This window comes from Maribellus maritimus, from assembly GCF_022267315.1.
GTDB lineage: Bacteria > Bacteroidota > Bacteroidia > Bacteroidales > Prolixibacteraceae > Draconibacterium > Draconibacterium maritimum.
Window position 1 is genome coordinate 26,147 of sequence record NZ_JAIKLE010000041.1, and the last position, 14,749, is coordinate 40,895.

Below are 14,749 nucleotides of genomic sequence, written 5' to 3' on the forward strand. Positions count from 1 at the left end.
TTCACTACAAACATAAAAAAACAAAGCAATTTGAACAATCGTTTGCGCATATTTTTTTATGAGGCCTATAATTTAATCCAAAGCTTCAACTTACAAATAAGCACAAAATACTATAAATCAAATACGTACAAATTATCACAAAATCCGATCTTCTTATGCATATTAAAACTACAGAATTATTATGCATCTTTGAATAAACGATTGTACATTTTGTATGGTAAAACAAAAAATTAGCATAACAGATATAGCGGAGAAAACGGGCTTGTCCACCACTACAGTGTCGAGAGTATTAAACGGAAAGGCAGAACAGTACCGGATTAGCAAAAAATCTCAGCAAAAAATTAAAGAGGTAGCAAAAGAATTGCATTACACACCTAATCAGTTTGCCGCTAACCTCAGAACTGGCAAAAGCGGAACAATGGCTTTAATTATTCCGTCGTTAAATAATCCTTTTTTTGCCGGAATTGCGAGTGAAATAAACACTGAATTACGTAAATCGAACTATACAACCATTATAAGCGACAGCGACGAAAACCCGGAAACAGAAAAAATGGAACTGCAGCAATTAATTGCCAGAAATATAGAGGGATTAATTATCGTTCCCTGTGGAAATGAATGGGAACATATCAAGTCGCTTCAGGAGCAGGGATTGCCCGTGGTATGTATCGACAGGTATTTTGAGAACCTGGATATTCCTTTTGTTTCCACTGACAATTATACAGGGGCATCCATGGCCACAAAGCAACTGATTGAAAACGGCCACTCGCGAATAACCTGTATACAGGGCGTTCAACATTCTACACCAAATAAACTCAGAATTAAAGGTTTCAGAGATACGATGAAAAAGGCAGGCCTGGAAAGTGAAAGTATCGTCGGAGATGATTTTACTTTTCAAAACGGATACCTGGAAACAAAACTTTTGCTGCAACAAAAAGAACGCCCAACTGCAGTATTTACCCTGAGCAATACCATCGCCATGGGCTGTATGAAAGCCCTGAAAGAAGAAAATATCAAAGTGCCCGACGACATTTCGTTAATAACCTTTGATGATCATCCCTATCTTGATTACCTGGTTACTCCGCTTTCTTGCATTGCCCAGCCGGTAAGCGATATAAGCAAAATCGCTGTTAAGTTTTTAATCTCAAAAATTAATAAGCAGGAAGTAAAAACCAGCCAGGTTCTTTTAAGACCAACGATTAAAATGAGGGACTCAATAAAAAGAATTAATTAGAGCAAATCGTTTCTGTTCCTTCGAAAACTAATTTATATTACTTCACAGGAAGGCTGAAACAAAACAGGCTACCTTCGCCCACGGTACTTTCAACCGATATTGTACCCTTATTTTTTTCAACAAATTCTTTACAAAGAATAAGTCCGAGACCCGTTCCTTTTTCATTGTTTGTGCCATTTCTTTGCACGCTATGTTCAATCTTAAATAATTTTTCCAAGGTATCCTGGCTCATGCCAATTCCATAATCTTTAATACAAATCTTCAGCTCGTTCTCACTCTCTATTATCGAAAATTCAATTTGACTTCCCTTATGAGAAAATTTAATCGCATTGTTTACAATATTCCGAATAATAAAATTAACCATGTTGTAATCAGCATAAACTGAATAGCTATTTTCAGTCGGTGCATATATCTTAATGTCTTTTGCTTTAAGCGTTTCCGAAAAAAACAAAACTGTTGATTTTATAATTTCACCAATTTCAAACTCTTTAGAATTCATTTTTAAGGTACCAATTTGCGAGCGCGACCACTCAAGCAAATTCACCAGCAAATCATGTCCAGACTTAGCTGTTTCCAGCAAACCCTGCATTAATTCTTCATAATCCTGCGTATCTATATCTGGATTTTCTATTAAAAGTTCAGAAATGCCGATCATTGTATTAAATGGATTTTTTAAATCATGTCCAATAATTGAAAAAAACTTATCTTTCGTTGCATTCAATTCAGTTAGTCTGGCCTCACTTTTTTCCAGATCGGCATAACCTTTTTCAAGTAATTCTTTTTGACGATTGATTACATCATAATTCGATTTCAGCAATTTATTGTGCTTTCTTTTAACAAAATAAAAACAAAGTGCCACAATCAGTATCACCGCCAGGAAACAGGACAAAAAGATAGTAAAATACAACCGCGAACGAATTTTCATTAACGTATTTTCATCTTGCTGAATTCGAAGGTTCTGTTCAAGTTTAAATCGCTCCCTTTCTTCTTTTAGTGTTTGCTCCTTTTCAAAATTTCCAAGTATCTGAGCCAATACATCTTTATTGGATAATTCGTCTTGTTTATCAGCCATTAAAAGAAATTGATATGCTTTATCATGTAATCCGAGTCCGGACAAAACTTTCGCCTTATTTTTATATAATTCGTTTAGATAAAAAGAAGATCCCATTTCAGAATATTGCACAATGGCACTATCAATAACAGAAAGACTTTGTTTGTACTTCTTTTCTTTTAAAAGAACTTCAGCTTCCACAGAAAGGATGTCAGCTTTTAATATCAGATAATCGTATTTCGCGCAAATATCCTTTGCTTTCTGAATATTTTCGAAGGCTTTGCTTAAGTCACCTGCTTCGTTATAATAGATAGCTAACCGAAGATATACCATTGTTTTATAATAAGGATCTTCTATTTCCGGCATTAGTTCGCGAGCCTTTAACAAATGCTCCAAAGCGTCGTCGAATCGCCGAAGTTTTACGTTAATGTAGCCAATATCGGTATGACTTACGGCAATTTTATTATTGTCTTTATAATACAAATCAATTTCAAAGCCTTTTTTATAGTATTTTAAAGCCGAACTATATTCTTTTAAATCAGCGTAAAATCCGGCAACGTTACTGTATGCTTCTCCCAAAGTGAAAGAATCTCGGACTGCTTCACCAACTTCAATGGCTTTTATAAAATATTCGAGGCTTTTTTTCTGATTGTCTCCATAAGAATAATAAACGCCCAAATTATTATAACACCCTGAAAGATGAACAGAATCTCCTATCTCGATGAGGACCCGCTTTGCCTGTTCCAAACTACTTATCGACTGTTCCGTATTTCCTAAAACATCGTAATAATAACTTTGCATCAAACAGCTCTGTGCCTGTCCCTTTTTATAGTCGATTTCCTGCGAGAGATTTAACGCACTATCAATATAAAACAGCGCACTGTCGGGATTATTATGCGAAAACTTTCCGGCGATATGACCGAGGTTACTTACAATTTTTTTCTTGTCTGTTTCTTCTCTATTGAGTTTTTTCAGAGAATCAATTGCAGATAAATCCTGCGCCAACAAAGAAGCTGGAATTAACAAACAAAAAAAAACTGAGAAGGGAAGATGGTACATCTTTGTTTCCATAAGCAAAAGGGTTCAGAGGGGTCAAATATAACCAATTTTATTACGCCCAGTCCTCATATATTTACAAAAACTCTGCTATTAATCAGGTTCAAATAAAACAATCAAAAGTTTATTTCGAAGGGAAAAGAGATAATCCTTTGTCCGTTTATCAATGCTCCTTTAGATATCTGTGAAACAAAACATAAAATATGACATTTAAAGAAACCTAAGCTTTGTATAAGCACCTACAAAACTAACCTAAGTTCATTTTTGGGTCGTATTTTTGTCCGGAATAAATCATCTCATCCCAAAATATTCCTTCTTTAGAAGTTGCGCTGCGTATCCCTAAAATTGCTGAAAGTGTTGACATTGCTCCCGAATCTGCTTCATTTATATAGTTTCCTGTTTCAATACTATGAATAAGATTCTTCACTTTATTTGGTGTTGAATCTTGTAAAGAAGAAGTAAAAACCTCTGCATCAAGTTGTTCCGGAGTCGGTGTTTAATTTATCGAACCTTGACTTTGCTTTTTCCAGTTGATAATCGAACAAATCAGCCATTGAAATAATTTGCCGCCGGTGTGTTTTACCATGTCGGAAATAACTGCTCTTCCCCGACTTCCACATCCTATAATTCCGAGTCGAACGGCAGAATTTGCAAGGGTTCCGAAAACGGTAGATGGTTTTAAAATAGTAGCTGCAGAAATAGCTACAGACGAAGCAATAAATTTTCTTCGGTGTATTTGGTTTTATAAAAATTGGATTTAGATCTGTTCCAAAGATAAAAAGAACTTATTCTTTTATGCGATTTCGCTTCTTTTTATCGTTGCGTACCCGTTCCTTTGCCTCCTCATATTTCGCAATCCGGTGGCGATAAAAAGCATCGGCAAAACCGAAAAGAATGCCAATTCCGGTAAGGAGATAAAAAATGGTAAAAATTTTACCAAAATCAGTAGCCGGAGAAAAATCGCCATAACCAACTGTTGCCAAGGTTACCACTGAAAAATAGAGCGCATCAATCCACCGCCATCCTTCAACAAAATGGTAAACCAACATTCCGGAAAGAAGAATGGAAAACGTTGAAATTACGAGCGGACGATAAGTCTTATCTCTCAAAAAATCGAAGAATAATTTTAATGGATACATTGCTGAGTTTTTTCGGCTTACAATATAAAACTATTTCTTCAGCTTTCGGAACAGACAAACTCCCCAACAATATACTACAAACGAAAAAAGCCGGGCAACAGCCCGGCCAGATCTATTGGGGAATAGATATAATCAAAATAATCTTTTAAAGCCTATTACTTCTTTTACTTCTCTTAATGTACGTGAAGCTGATTCCCTTGCTTTATCAGCTCCTAATTTAGCAACTTTTGCCAAATACTCGTTATCATCCAGAATTTCAATAATCCGTTCGCGAATGGGAGCTGTGTAGGAAATAATATCCTCTGCAAGCTGTTTTTTCATATCACCGTAACGAATTTCGCATTTGTTATACAATTCATCAAAATGCGCAAGGGTATCCGGTGTTGAAACAATTTCCATCAGCGTAAACAGGTTCTGCACAGATTCAGGTTTTTCCTGATTCATTTCTGTTGGGCCGGAATCGGTTACTGCACGCATTACTTTTTTGCGAATTGATTTTGGATCTTCATACAAATTAATCGCATTCCCTTCCGACTTTCCCATCTTCCCGCTTCCGTCCAATCCGGGAACTTTTATCATGTCTTTCCCATCAAAAGTATAAGGACGCGGAATCGGGAACACCTCTTTTTTATACATCCGGTTAAAACGTTTGGCAAATTTCCGGGCCATTTCCAGGTTTTGCTCCTGGTCTTTTCCAACCGGAACAAACTGTGCTTTATGAATAATAATATCGGCAGCCATTAAAACCGGATAAGTAAGCAAACCTGCGTTAACATTATCGGGTTGTTTGCGGGCTTTATCTTTAAACGAAGTAGTCCGCTCCAATTCACCCAGGTAGGCATTCATATTCAGAAAAGTATACAACTCGGCTACTTCCGGAACATCGCTTTGAATAAAAATGGTTGCTTTTTCAGGATCAATTCCACAAGCCAGATATTCAGCTAAAACCTGTTTTACCCCCGACTGAAGATCACCAGGCGTTGGATGTGTTGTTAATGAGTGTATATCAGCGATAAAGAAAAAACAATCAAAATCATCCTGCATGCGAATAAAATTGCGCACGGCACCAAAGTAATTTCCGAGATGCAAATACCCTGTTGGACGTATTCCGCTTAAAACTGTCGGTTTGTTCATTTTAAAAAATCTGATTTTTAAGTAGCTGCAAAAATATACATTCAGCAGAAAAGTAAAAAAATAAAAGGGTTGTGATTGTAAAAATTAATACTTAAAACCAGGTAAAGCTCTTTTTCCGGTGACCCCCGTATTAAATTAAATCGCAAACTATTGCGCGAATGTAGGAAATCAGATCATCGGGATTGACTTTCAGTTGCTGTCCGCGAATTCCCGCACTCACAAAAATAAATTCAAAATCCATACAGGTTTTATGAATATAAACCGGGTAGTGCTTTTTCATTCCAACGGGCGAACATGCTCCGCGAATATAGCCTGTAAGTTGAAGCAGTTCTTTCATAAGTACCATTTCTGCACTCTTGTTTCCCGATACCTTTGCTGCTTTTTTTAGGTTTACCTCTGCACCTCCGGGAATAATTGCAACAAAAATCCCGGTTGATTTCCCCCTCAAAACAAGGGTCTTAAAAACCTGGTCGATATTTTGTCCCAAAGATTCAGCAACATGAACAGCACTTAAATCAGCTTCGTCAACTGTATATTCCACAAGGTCGTACCTTATTTTCGCTTTGTCGAGCAAACGGGCTGCATTTGTTTTTTTCATTGTAAAAAATCTTCATCTACAAAATTTAGAAAATAATGTAGCTTATACAAGTTTAAACCCCTGTCCGTTTTTTAAGAAAAAATAATTAGTTTTACATGCTATTCAAAAATCGAATATGTTCAAAATGCCTTTATACGGAAAAGAATGGAACTGGCGCAACGTTAAAATGGAAGCGCGAGATAACAATATGAATTTGCGGTAAAGGCCGGGAAAAGGGATTTGTTGTGTTTACAGCAAATCCCTTTTTTGATTAAATATGAATTTAAAACTATAAAATCATGACCAGACAAAAGAAAATTTTTCTTGAAGAGTCGGAATTCCCAAAACAATGGTACAACCTGGCACCCGATCTGCCAACACCTTTAAATCCGCCACTCGGACCGGATGGAAATCCGGTTGGACCGGAAATGCTGGCACCTGTTTTCCCAATGAATTTGATTGAACAGGAGGTTAGCCAGGAACGCTGGATTGATATTCCGGACGGAATCAGAGATATTTTGATACAATGGAGACCAAGTCCGCTTATTCGTGCCTACGAACTGGAGGAAGCTCTCGGAACTCCGGCAAAAATATATTACAAAAATGAAGGTGTTTCGCCAGCCGGCAGCCACAAACCAAATACTGCCGTTGCACAGGCATGGTACAACAAACAATTCGGAATAAAAAAACTGACTACCGAAACCGGAGCCGGACAATGGGGGTCAGCTCTTTCTTACGCCTGTGCTCAGATTGGTGGAATTGAATGTAAAGTATTTATGGTGCGGGTTAGTTTCGACCAGAAACCGTTCCGTAAAATGATGATGGAAACCTGGGGAGGAAAATGTATCGCAAGTCCGAGTACAGAAACGAAGGCCGGACGCGATATCCTGGCTCAATTTCCCGATACTCCGGGAAGTTTGGGTATTGCTATCTCGGAAGCTGTTGAAGCTGCGGTTTCTGATCCAAAAGGAGAAACACGGTATTCGTTGGGATCAGTATTAAATCACGTAATGTTACACCAAACTGTAATTGGACTGGAAGCCAAAAAACAGTTGGCAAAAGTGGGTATACAAAATCCGGATGTTGTTATCGGATGCTGTGGTGGCGGAAGTAACTTTGCAGGACTTTCATTCCCGTTTATTTACGACAAAATTAACGGCGCTAATATTCAGGTTATCGGAGCAGAACCATTTAGCTGCCCAACACTAACCAAAGCACCGTTTATTTACGATAATGGCGACGTAGCTCAGATGACTCCGCTTCTTGCTATGAACAGCCTCGGACACAACTTTATTCCTGCTCCTATTCACGCCGGTGGATTACGTTACCATGGTATGGCTCCACTTGTTAGCGCCGCACTTCGCGATGGTTTAATGGATGCGATTGCCGTTCATCAAAGCGAATGTTTTGAGGCAGGTTTGTTATTTGCAAAAACTGAAGGAATAATTCCTGCTCCGGAAACTACACACGCCATTGCAGCAACCATTCGGGAAGCAAAAAAAGCCAAAGAAGAAGGAAAAGAAAAAACCATCCTTTTCAATTTCAGCGGCCATGGTTTAATGGACCTGGTTGGTTACAACAAATACCAGGCAGGCGAATTGCACGATTATGAATATCCGGAATCGGAAATTGCCGAAAACCTGAAAAAACTGGAAGGTTATCCGTTACCAAAATAAGATCATAGAAATAGTGGATTATGAACCGGAGCATGCAAATGTTCCGGTTTTTTTGGTTTAGATCGGAAATTATATGCTAAAGATTTAAGTTTAAATATAACGTTAATTACTTTTCTATTTCCACATCTTGAAATTTACGAAATGTAGCATTATCAAAACGCTCACCATAACAAATGTGATTTACAACCATCATCATTCGTTGGTAATCTTCATCCAGCTGCGCATGTCCTCCTGAGCGTAAATGAATAAGATTATTTTCAGTCTTTTGGTACAAATTAAATGCATAATCAGATGCTTTCCACATTTTGAATGTACTCACCGGTCCTGCCCATATTGCATCAGCACCATTTGCTGCCTCGGTGGTTAATATTACCCTTGGAGCAATTAATGCCCGTGCAAAATGCATATCGAGCGGCAATTCATTTGCATCATCAATATATTCCAAAAGTTTTGCAGAAACCCATGTAGGCTGATGCTTTACAATATCTATTGCCTGTGTTCCTTTTTCTCCAAAATTCCGAAATCCTGAAGCTCCTGCCGCTCCTGAATTATTGGCCACTATAATTTTAAACCTTTTATCATAAACTCCTGCGCAAATAGCTGCCTTTCCAGTCCTCGACATTCCAGCTATCGTAATATTTGCAGAATCAACACAATCAAGCGTTTCCAAATAATCTACTGTGAGCGATGCGGCATAAGCCCAGGCCATTAGCACCTTTGTTTCATTCATATATTTTTCCGTAACTTCACCATTATCCGGAGCAACGGTTAAATGATTAAGTGCAACAATAATATATTTGTTACTACCAATACATTTTGATTCTATTGGAAAACGAAAACTTTCATTGCTCTCATAACGAATAATTACCGGGTAATTCCCCTTTTCTTCCGGACGAGTTAAACGTATAGTAAAACAACGTGAATTACCATAATAAAGTCGGGCGGAATAGGTTATTGCATTTCCGGCTACCTGAATATCCCGGTATTCTGCAGCGGTTATCACCGAATCAAGTTTCATCTTTGGTCTTGCCCCATAAACGTATTCCTCCATTAGTTTTAGCAGAAAATTACGGCGGGCTTCCCATTCATCAGTTTTCTTTATTAAAGTACCATCATTTTTAGCAAAGGGACTTGGCAGTGAATCTTTCAAATTCCAAATTACATTTCCTTTTTCAACTGAGATTCCCGGCTGTGAGATGTAATTTACTACATATTCAAAATTTTTATTCGTTTTCGGAGTACAACAAATAATAATTGCTAGTATGCATACTAGCAAGAACACCAACCATTTGATTTTCAAATTTATATTTTTAAACAAAAAAAACATAAACCAATTTATCGGGAACTTTATCTGACACTTCTATTAATGCCTGCTGAATATCTTCAAAAAAATGCCTCTTCCCTAAAAGTTTCTCAGTTAGTTGCCTGTTTATTTTCTCTGAAAAATAATTACCGTCAACCTTTATTTCGTTTATTATTCCTTTTACTGTTCGCAAATTCACTTTCACCTCTCTCCCATCAATATTTATTTTATTTTGAAAAAAATATTTGGGTGAATAGCCAAAATTCCACTCCCAGGTTTTAAATTTTTCTCCAGCCAATTGTTGAATATTCTGAACATCCTTTTCACCCGGTTCATAAAACCGTGCCTCCTTATTTTCAAGCTGAACATTTAGCAAAAACTGTATAAAATCTTCTATTGCCATTTCCTTTTTCAGAAAGGAAGCAATATTCGCTACAGGGCTCCGGTTTGATTGTACAGCTTTACTTTCGTATTTTCCCGGAATCACTTTTATTGCCTGCCCAAGATTTTCCAAATCTGAACTGTACAACAAAGTTCCGTGATGCAACACCCTGTTTTTAAAAACGTGCTCCGCATTTCCCGAAATTTTTAATCCTTCAAGAAGCAAGTCATTCCTTCCCGAGGTTGAAGCGTTTAAATCCAATTTCTCAAGTGCATTTACAACCGGAGCTGTAAACATTTTAAAGTTAATTTCAGCCGGGCTGTTTACATTCTTTATAAATGCAAAATTTACATTACCGGCATCGTGGAATACCGTTCCTCCGCCTGAAATTCGCCGCGCTACAGTGATGTTATTTTCCCGGACAAACGGATAATTTATTTCTGCCAGGGCATTCTGGTGCTTTCCAACAACAACAGTGTCTTTACTTTGCCAAAGCATAAAAACATCCTCAGAAAATTTTTTCAGAAGATATTCTTCTGCCGCCAGGCAAAAAAACGGATCGGTATTTTTCAAGTGAATACAAAGCATAAGCTGTTTGATATCAAAACTTCAATGTACAAAGTTAAATCACTTTTTTACATAAAATTACCATATCCCAAAAAACCGTTTTAAAGAAACTATTTCTATAAAAGTTAAATAGTCCGAAAACTTTTTAATACTTTTAATAGATAACTAAACCTTTTCAAAATGAACAAATTAAGTGGTTTTATATTTCTGATAACAATTCTGGCAGCCTGCACTCAGCCTTCCGAATTTGATTCTGACCTTGTCAACAAAGCTCTGGAAAACGGAAAGCAAGCCAATGAAGGATTTATACGAAGCCTCGATTTTGTAAATGGGTGGCTGAGCAAAACCGATAGCATCACCGGGCTGATTCCAACCAATCTTACGAATAAAACCGATGTTTGGGAAGCACACAATTCAGCTGCCGATAATTATGCATTTATGGTTTTAACGGCGTTTATTCTGGACAAAGCGTTGTATCGGGGTACATTACTCGACATGTTAAACACAGAGCAAAGACTTACGTCGCGAGTAGAATCATTGCCTGATACCTGGTCGTTTTCAAAACAAAATTTTGCCTCGAACGAACTAAAAATGGGTGATGTAATTTTTGGTACATCTGAATACATTAAAGATGGATTAATTCCTCTGAATGAATACATTGGAAAATCGCCCTGGCAGGATCGCATGATGGAAATGCTGGATGATCTTGCAGCATATATGAGAGAAGTAAAAGACCTGGAAAAATATTTTGAAAGAACGGCATCAATTGAAGAAGTGAACGGCGAAATGCTGCAAACACTATCCCGCGTGTATTGGATGACCGGTGATCAAAAATACCTCGAATGGGCAATTCGAATCGGCGACTACTACCTGCTCGGCGATCGTGATCTTACACAAACCGATTACCTTCGAATTCGTGACCATGGCTGCGAAATTATTGGAGGATTAAGTGAGTTATATGTTACAACTCATTTTGCAAATCCTCAAAAAAAGGAAGCGTACAAACTACCGCTATACGCCCTACTCGACCGCGTTTTGGAAGTCGGCCGCAACGAAGATGGTCTATTTTACAATGCCATAAATCCGAAAACCGGTGAAATCACCGATTTCAATATTGTGGACAACTGGGGTTATGTTTTTGATGCCTATTACTCGGTGTACCTGGTTGACGGTAAAGAAGAATACCGCGAGGCTGTGTTAAACGGATTTCAGAAACTAAATGAGAAATACCGCGACTATGCTTGGGAAGGTACCAGTCACGACGGATATGCCGATGCACTGGAAAGCGGAATAAATTTATACAACCGCGAACCGGTGCCGGAACTAAAAAACTGGATCGACAGCGAAATGCAGGTAATGTTTAACATGCAACAGGATAACGGAATAATTGGAGGCTGGCACGGCGACGGGAATTTTGCTCGAACAGCCATTATGTACAGCCTCTGGAAAAGCCGGGGAGCTATCTTACAGCCCTGGCGCAAAGATGTCATTCTGGGAGCCGAACAAAACGACGGACAGATCTATTTTGTAATAACCGCAGAAAAAGACTGGACAGGAAAACTCGTATTTGACACACAGCGATACAAAACCATTTTAAATTTACCCATCGACTATCCACGTATTAACCAGTTTCCGGAATGGTTTACAGCAAAAGAGGGAGGAAATTACACTTTAACTTCATCGCAAAAAGACCTGACCGGAACATATACAGCAAACCGGCTGCAGCAAGGAATACCGGTAAAAGTAACGGCTGATGAACAACTTATAATCGTCATAACAAAATTAACTAATCGTTCCAAACTTTAAATTAATTGTAACCAAAATGAAAATCTATAGATAAAAAAAGACAATTTTTATACCAAAACATTGACCCCGAAAAACAATAAATAAGGATTCTCTCTCCAAAACTCTATTCCACTGTTTTCGTCTGCCTATTCTCGAAAAAACAGACTGTTCACATCCTAAAATTTGTGGATAAAATTAAAGATATTTTCCTCTTAAATCGCTATTTCTTAGGATTGATAGTGATCTGCCTGCTAGCTAATTTTGTCCTCAAACTTATTTGAAACAAATCAATACCCAATAGAAAAATGGAATGATTTACAGAAAAGCAGTTCGTGCAAATTTTTTGCAACACGAACTTTCGAAACTGTAAATCAATAATAAATGAAACAAATAGAATTGTTTACAAAAAAAATTCAAATGAAAAAATTATTCAATCTACTGTTATTACTAAACATTGTAACCTCACTATACGCTCAAAAAGGAAGAATAAGTGGAAAAGTTATTATTCCTGAAGAAAACAAAGGCTCCGCAGTAAACATTGGTATCATCGGAACGCCAAAGGGTACAATTACCTCACCCGGCGGTTTTTATGAAATTACTGGTATAAATCCCGGGAAATACATTCTTGAAGCATCTTTTGTAGGATTAAAAAGCGAACAGCAAAACATAGAAGTTTTTGCCGGCGAAGAAACCATTGTTCCCGCTATCGTTATGAAAAAAACAGAACAGAAAATATCGGAAGTGCAGGTTGTGGGAAATAACTCAACAAATTACAGAGCTCTGGTATCATCCGATGCTTTAAAAATGAAAACACCTTTACTCCAAATACCGCAAAACATCCAGGTTATCACCAAAGGATTACTTGATGACCAGCAAGCTGTTGATATGTTGGAGAATGTGACCCGAAATACAAGCGGAGCTATGATGATAGAACATTGGGGAACTTTTGCACGCATTAACATGAGAGGGTTTAAACTTCCTGCTTTTAGGAACGGGTTTAACGTGGATTTACCCTGGGGACCATTGACCGAGGACATCTCGCTTGTTGACCGAATAGAATTTGTAAAAGGACCAGCCGGTTTTATGTTGTCGACCGGTGAGCCCGGTGGACTGTACAACGTGGTTACCAAAAAACCACAGTTAAACCAAATGAACGAAGTTTCGCTACTTTACGGTTCTTTTAACACACTCCGTGCTACCGCTGACATGAATGGAAAGTTAAACGACAACGGACGCCTGTTGTACCGTTTAAACATAATGGGATTAACCAAAAGAGCACACCGCGATTATGAATACAACAAACGATACTCAGTTGCTCCATCATTAAAATATATCATTAACGATCGCACAACATTAACTGCAGAATATATCTACCAGCACTCTGAATTGCTGGTGGTTGGGTCTGCTTATGTTTTCTCTCCGGAAGGAATGGGTACTCTCCCCCGGAACTACACTTTGGCGGAACCCAATATTGATCCGACTAACGTGAGCGAACACAATGCTTTCCTTACATTTACCCGCAAACTTTCAGATAACTGGGATTTTACAGCTAAAGTTTCTTATCTCGATTATAAAATTTCGGGAAGTTCACTTTGGGCTGACTCGGTTACTACAGCCGGAATTTACCGCTCAATTAGTATTTGGGATGCCATTAGTTTTGCTGAGCAAGGACAGGTTTATGTAAATGGAAGGGCAGAAACAGGTTCGGTAAACCACACTATTTTAGCCGGACTGGATATGGGCAACAAAGAATATTACGCCGACTGGTTTCAGAACGGACCATTGGCAGGCCCTGACAATCCACTGACCTACGACAATCCCGTTCATTATGTGCCGTCGTCAGTAATGCCTGTTTGGGACAGAACTCAGAGCATCAGAAAAAGAGCTTTTGGAAGCTATTACGCCAATCAGAGTCAAAGTTATACTGCTTTTTACGTACAAGACGAGCTTGGATTTTTCGATAATCGTTTACGATTAACGCTTGCCGGACGATATACTTCTTTTAACAGTTCATCCTACGGCGCCGGAACAAATGATAATATTTTTACACCACGAGCCGGAGTAAATTTTACTATCGATAAAAATACATCGATTTATACATTATACGATCAATCGTTTATTCCGCAATCGGGAACAACAAAAAACGGAAATCCGTTTGAACCGGTTCGAGGCAACGATATTGAATTTGGTGTGAAACGAAACTGGGCAGACAATAACTGGAGTTCGGCACTAACATTTTATGTAATCACCAAAAAAACGTATTGACGACTGATCCGTCAGATATCAATTTTAGTATTCAGTTGGGAGAAGCTCAATCAAAAGGACTGGAATTCGATGTTCAGGGTGAAATTACAAAAGGCCTTCAGCTTATTCTGAATTATGCCAACACCAACGTAGAAGTAACCGAAGATACCGATCCAAATATAGTTGGAACCCGCCTTGCGGGCCACGCACGTCATATGACTAACGGGTGGTTAAAATACAAATTCAGCAATCCCGCCCTAAACGGATTTGGACTTGCCCTGGGATATCAATACCTGTTAGATCGTTCATCCTGGACCTGGTCGGCAGAAAATAAATCGGATATGCCGGATTACTTTCGACTTGACGGAGCATTGTCGTGGGAAGATAAACAATATTCCATCGGGCTAAATGTTTATAACCTGCTTGATGAGTACCTCTACTCGGGAAGTGCATATGCCAACTATTATTACTGGCAAACTGAGCCAGGAATTAACTTCCGTTTAAACGTAAGATATCGCTTTTAAACAGAAAAAAGATTGTGTAATGATAATTTCACCCCAAAATAATTACTAACTCAACTTCGGCTGCGCCAACCTTTTCAGGT

10 protein-coding genes and 1 pseudogene are annotated in these 14,749 nt (G+C 38.2%); 4 read left to right on the forward strand and 7 right to left on the reverse strand.

The genetic code is table 11. The features are described 5' to 3' along the window. The first annotated feature begins 214 nt into the window (after positions 1-214). The gene (locus tag K5G00_RS24565; RefSeq protein WP_238769160.1) at positions 215-1,231 is read left to right on the forward strand and encodes a LacI family DNA-binding transcriptional regulator; all 1,017 of its coding nucleotides are present in this window, start codon (positions 215-217) and stop codon (positions 1,229-1,231) included. A 37-nt stretch (positions 1,232-1,268) separates the two neighbouring features. Here K5G00_RS24565 and K5G00_RS24570 read toward each other — a convergent pair whose 3' ends face one another. The 5 genes from K5G00_RS24570 to ybaK all read right to left on the reverse strand — a co-directional run bounded on the left by K5G00_RS24570 (position 1,269) and on the right by ybaK (position 6,209). After that, entirely contained in the window at positions 1,269-3,353 is a 2,085-nt protein-coding gene (locus tag K5G00_RS24570; protein WP_238769161.1) for a tetratricopeptide repeat-containing sensor histidine kinase, read from the reverse strand. Positions 3,354-3,585: 232 nt separating this feature from the next. Beyond that, entirely contained in the window at positions 3,586-3,765 is a 180-nt protein-coding gene (locus K5G00_RS24575; protein WP_238769162.1) for a hypothetical protein, read from the reverse strand. A gap of 358 nt (positions 3,766-4,123) precedes the next feature. Further along, the gene (locus K5G00_RS24580) at positions 4,124-4,477 is read right to left on the reverse strand and encodes a potassium channel family protein (protein ID WP_238769163.1); all 354 of its coding nucleotides are present in this window, start codon (positions 4,475-4,477) and stop codon (positions 4,124-4,126) included. Between the two features lie 132 nt (positions 4,478-4,609). After that, on the reverse strand, positions 4,610-5,611 hold the full coding sequence (gene trpS, locus K5G00_RS24585) for a tryptophan--tRNA ligase (RefSeq protein WP_238769164.1): 1,002 nt from the start codon (positions 5,609-5,611) through the stop codon (positions 4,610-4,612). A gap of 130 nt (positions 5,612-5,741) precedes the next feature. After that, positions 5,742-6,209 carry a Cys-tRNA(Pro) deacylase gene (gene ybaK, locus K5G00_RS24590; RefSeq protein WP_238769165.1) on the reverse strand — a complete coding sequence of 156 codons (468 nt, stop codon included), beginning with the start codon at positions 6,207-6,209 and terminating at the stop codon, positions 5,742-5,744. A 278-nt stretch (positions 6,210-6,487) separates the two neighbouring features. On the opposite strand from ybaK, the gene K5G00_RS24595 reads away from it, so the two are divergent. Further along, positions 6,488-7,864 carry a TrpB-like pyridoxal phosphate-dependent enzyme gene (locus tag K5G00_RS24595; protein WP_238769166.1) on the forward strand — a complete coding sequence of 459 codons (1,377 nt, stop codon included), beginning with the start codon at positions 6,488-6,490 and terminating at the stop codon, positions 7,862-7,864. Between the two features lie 106 nt (positions 7,865-7,970). On the opposite strand, the gene K5G00_RS24600 is transcribed toward K5G00_RS24595, so the two are convergent. Further along, positions 7,971-9,164 carry a glucuronyl esterase domain-containing protein gene (locus K5G00_RS24600; RefSeq protein ID WP_238769167.1) on the reverse strand — a complete coding sequence of 398 codons (1,194 nt, stop codon included), beginning with the start codon at positions 9,162-9,164 and terminating at the stop codon, positions 7,971-7,973. Between the two features lie 10 nt (positions 9,165-9,174). Then, positions 9,175-10,137, reverse strand: coding sequence for a lipoate--protein ligase (locus K5G00_RS24605; RefSeq protein ID WP_238769168.1), 963 nt, complete (start codon positions 10,135-10,137; stop codon positions 9,175-9,177). A gap of 159 nt (positions 10,138-10,296) precedes the next feature. On the opposite strand from K5G00_RS24605, the gene K5G00_RS24610 reads away from it, so the two are divergent. Together K5G00_RS24610 and K5G00_RS24615 are read left to right on the forward strand one after the other, a co-directional pair. Further along, positions 10,297-11,922 (forward strand): glycoside hydrolase family 88 protein, encoded by a 1,626-nt coding sequence (locus K5G00_RS24610; protein ID WP_238769169.1) that lies wholly within the window; start codon positions 10,297-10,299, stop codon positions 11,920-11,922. Positions 11,923-12,318: 396 nt separating this feature from the next. Next, positions 12,319-14,669, forward strand: a pseudogene (locus tag K5G00_RS24615) (TonB-dependent siderophore receptor). Positions 14,670-14,749: the final 80 nt, after the last annotated feature.

Excerpts from the sequence above, each read along its gene's own strand:
- K5G00_RS24565 (WP_238769160.1), top strand. The coding sequence starts at position 215 with ATGGTAAAACAAAAAATTAGCATAACAGATATAGCGGAGAAAACGGGC.
- K5G00_RS24580 (WP_238769163.1), bottom strand. The coding sequence starts at position 4,477 with ATGTATCCATTAAAATTATTCTTCGATTTTTTGAGAGATAAGACTTAT.
- K5G00_RS24595 (WP_238769166.1), top strand. The coding sequence starts at position 6,488 with ATGACCAGACAAAAGAAAATTTTTCTTGAAGAGTCGGAATTCCCAAAA.
- K5G00_RS24605 (WP_238769168.1), bottom strand. The coding sequence starts at position 10,137 with ATGCTTTGTATTCACTTGAAAAATACCGATCCGTTTTTTTGCCTGGCG.
- trpS (WP_238769164.1), bottom strand. The coding sequence starts at position 5,611 with ATGAACAAACCGACAGTTTTAAGCGGAATACGTCCAACAGGGTATTTG.
- K5G00_RS24610 (WP_238769169.1), top strand. The coding sequence starts at position 10,297 with ATGAACAAATTAAGTGGTTTTATATTTCTGATAACAATTCTGGCAGCC.
- K5G00_RS24570 (WP_238769161.1), bottom strand. The coding sequence starts at position 3,353 with ATGGAAACAAAGATGTACCATCTTCCCTTCTCAGTTTTTTTTTGTTTG.
- ybaK (WP_238769165.1), bottom strand. The coding sequence starts at position 6,209 with ATGAAAAAAACAAATGCAGCCCGTTTGCTCGACAAAGCGAAAATAAGG.